This window comes from Starkeya nomas (genome assembly GCF_902703545.1).
GTDB lineage: Bacteria > Pseudomonadota > Alphaproteobacteria > Rhizobiales > Xanthobacteraceae > Ancylobacter > Ancylobacter moscoviensis.
Window position 1 is genome coordinate 1 of the sequence record NZ_CACSAS010000009.1, and the last position, 2,985, is coordinate 2,985.

Annotated in this window: 3 protein-coding genes; all 3 read right to left on the reverse strand. The window is 66.8% G+C overall.

Annotated features, from left to right (window positions below; all coding sequences use genetic code 11):
• The coding region (locus STARVERO_RS21735; protein ID WP_159602049.1) for a phage tail sheath protein at positions 1–1,285 on the reverse strand (1,285 nt) is incomplete at its 3' end.
• 113 nt (positions 1,286–1,398) lie between these two features.
• Positions 1,399–1,869 carry a hypothetical protein gene (locus STARVERO_RS21740; RefSeq protein WP_159602051.1) on the reverse strand — a complete coding sequence of 157 codons (471 nt, stop codon included), beginning with the start codon at positions 1,867–1,869 and terminating at the stop codon, positions 1,399–1,401.
• On the reverse strand, positions 1,869–2,985 hold a 1,117-nt coding region (locus STARVERO_RS21745; protein ID WP_244616982.1), incomplete at its 5' end, for a phage tail repeat domain-containing protein. The genes STARVERO_RS21745 and STARVERO_RS21740, both read right to left, overlap by 1 nt.

The window sequence follows — 2,985 nt, forward strand, 5'->3', positions numbered from 1 at the left end:
GGTCGAAGTAGCGGGTATAGCCGAGCACCACGCCGAGCTGGACGAGCTCGTCCAGGAACGCCTCGATGGTCTTCACCACCATCAGGGCGTTATGGGAGGTGAAAAGCTCGCCGCGCCATTTACGCAGCGCGCCGGGCAGCGAGGCGCGAATGGCGTTCTCGGTGCGGACCTTGTTGATGAAGCGCCAGTTGCTGTCGTTCGACAGCGTCTCGGAACCGAACAGCTCCTTGCCTTCGATCCACGTGTTCACGCCGGCCGTGGAGACGAGAAAATTGGCCTCGTGGTCGATCTCGCCGTCGTAATAGGAGATCGGGCGCGCCACCCCGACGATACCGCTGGAGGTCTGGTTTTCCGGGCTCCAGTAGGGACCGCCGCGCGCCCGGTCGCGCTTGGCGAACAGTGCCGCCACCACGGCCGAGGACGGCCGGGTGAGGATCGTATCGTCCGATCCGTCGAGGACCGCGAAGCGACGGACCGCCGGGTCGATCGGGTAGAGATAGCGCCCATCGTCGCGACGCAGGCGCTCCGCCCACTGGAAGGCCGCCTGCCGGTCGAGGTTCGGGCCGTCGACGATGCCGATACCAAGCACGCGGCGTGCGACGGCCATCGTGGTGAGCGCGACGGGATTGGCGACCGGCCCGGTGGCCACCTCGCAGGTGGCGCCGTCGCCGTCACCAACGATGGTGCAGGTGACGGCCCCGGTGATGCCGATGCCGGCATTGTCGATGCGCACACCGATGACCTTGCCGCCCTCGATGACACAGGTGCCGGTGGGCACGACGAGCGCCCCGGCCGAAGCGAAGACCGGGGCCGCCTGGGTGTAGCCGGAGCCCTGCGCCGTCACGGTGGCGGTCGTGGCGCCGATGAGATTGTCGTTGGTGTTTCCGGGGGAAAGGATCAGGCCGGGACGCACGCCGGTGCGCGACCGGGCGTCGAGTAGCCCCCACATGCCCGTGCGGTCGGACGGATCGCCGACGATGGCGCCGATCTGCTCGTTGCGCGTGACCTTCTTCGGCACGCGGTGCACGAGGATCGAGCCGGCCACGCCCTCCGACAGGATGTCGTCGATGGCGTCGCCGATCTCGCCGGCGTCACCCAGCCGGGCGATCTTGTCGGCCTCGTCACCATAGAGATGCACGCTCGTTTCGAGCGGGAAAAGGTCCGGGTTGGCCTCCTCCGCCTCGGCCACGATGGCGATGGTCGAGAAGTCCGGCGTAACGACAGTGCGAGCGTCCTCGCCCGCATCGAGAAAGCGAACGCCGTGGTTACGAGTGAGGGCTGCCATGCCTGTTCCGCCTTGACCGTGGGAGGATCGAAGGCGAGGCTAGCGAGCACGATGAAAAGCGGAGCCGGTGACAGGTGTCACCGACCTCCTTGCTGGGCCGGCGCTTCCCGCATCTATACCCGCGTCGCCGCCGTGATGAACAGCTGGTCTACCTGCTGCTCGGTCAGCTCCAGCTCTACGGCCATGGCGACGAGGTACGGGTGATTGCGCTCGATATTGAGGGCGTCCGCCCACCAGATGCGCACCAGCTCGTAGGGATGCGCCGCCACGGCCGCGTCGACCTGGGCGAGGAGACCGGCCTCGAAGAGCGCGACACGGGCCTGCGCTCGGGTGACTGAGTAAGGTACCACCGGCGGCGGCGCCACATAGGGCGCGATCGGCCCGGCCTCGCCGTCGAGCAGGCGGGCGTAGACGTCGCGCCCGGCCTCCTCGCAATCATCCGGCTTCGCGTTGTAAGGCCACCATTCCCCCTCGGGAAGGCTGAGGTGGCCGGGACGGTGCTCGCAGTCGATTGTGCCGTGCGCGTTGTAGACCGCCGAGCCGGGCTTGATCTCGTGCGGGGTAAAGGACGGGATTTCTGTCATCACGATACCCTCACGAAGATGCCGGCGGTCGATCCGTTGGCGCTTGGGTGGCTCATGCAACGCCACGTGCCGGGAGGCGCGCCGTTCAGGCTGGACCCCGCGATGCCGCCGCCGAACGTGATGCTCGGCCCCGCCGTCGTCGAATACCTGTAAGAGCCAACCGCATCGGCGGACTGCTGGGACACCCAGCCGTTGTTGACTTGGGATAGGGTCGCGAAGGTCCCGTTGACCCAACTCTCTAGGGCGATATTGCCAGCGTAGTAGTCATCGACCTGACCAACAAACTTTCCGCCGTTCCATCCAAAATAAACTAGGTTGGAGCCCCACGTCCTGACCGGCGTGAAGCCCAGCTCCCTTTGCAGATACAGGACGGCGCTGTTGGACGCCTGACGCATATACGGCTTGTTCGGGTCTCCGCTGGCAAGGCCGACATGGGAGATGCTGTCGGCATTCGGCTTGCTCGCGACCTGACCGTTCGTCCAAGCGAGGTCCGTACCCAGCGCTCGGGCGCTGACCTGTGCAGCGAGGCTGTCGAGCGCAGCCTGAAGGCCGGTGACCTCGCCGATCGGATGTGGATGTGAGGCCGGCACGGCACCGATGGCATTCCGCGCCGCCGCCTTGTCAGCCGCCTCGAAGACCGCCCGGCCGGTCGCCGTGCCGCCAAGATTCGTTTGCGCCTGCGTCTTCTCGGCCGCCGTGCGCGTCTGCTCATCGTCGAAGCGCAAGCGGTTGCCCAGCGCCGTCGAAATCGTGGTCGCTAGGTTTGGATCATTGCCCAGCGCCGCCGCGATCTCGGCGAAGGTGTCGAGGGTCGCCGGCGCCCCGCCGGCAAGCGCGGCGATCTTGCCGTCGATCTTGGCATCGACGGTGTCTTCCCAGCCCGAAATGTGGCCCAGCAGGAGCGCGGCCGAGACCCATTTGTCGCCGATGCGAACCATGACGTGGTAGTTCGCCGGGTCCGGTGCGTCGACGTCTGAAAGATCGTTCAGCGCATGCTTGTGCGTCTTGTCCGACTTGGCGTTGAGCGCGTCGAGCAGGCCGGTGACGTGGCCGATCTCGTGCACATGCTCCCGCAGCGCGCGCAGGTCGATCGCCTGGGCGTTGGCATGGATCGCG

Coding starts and splice junctions, on each gene's coding strand:
- STARVERO_RS21740 (WP_159602051.1), bottom strand. CDS start 1,869: ATGACAGAAATCCCGTCCTTTACCCCGCACGAGATCAAGCCCGGCTCG.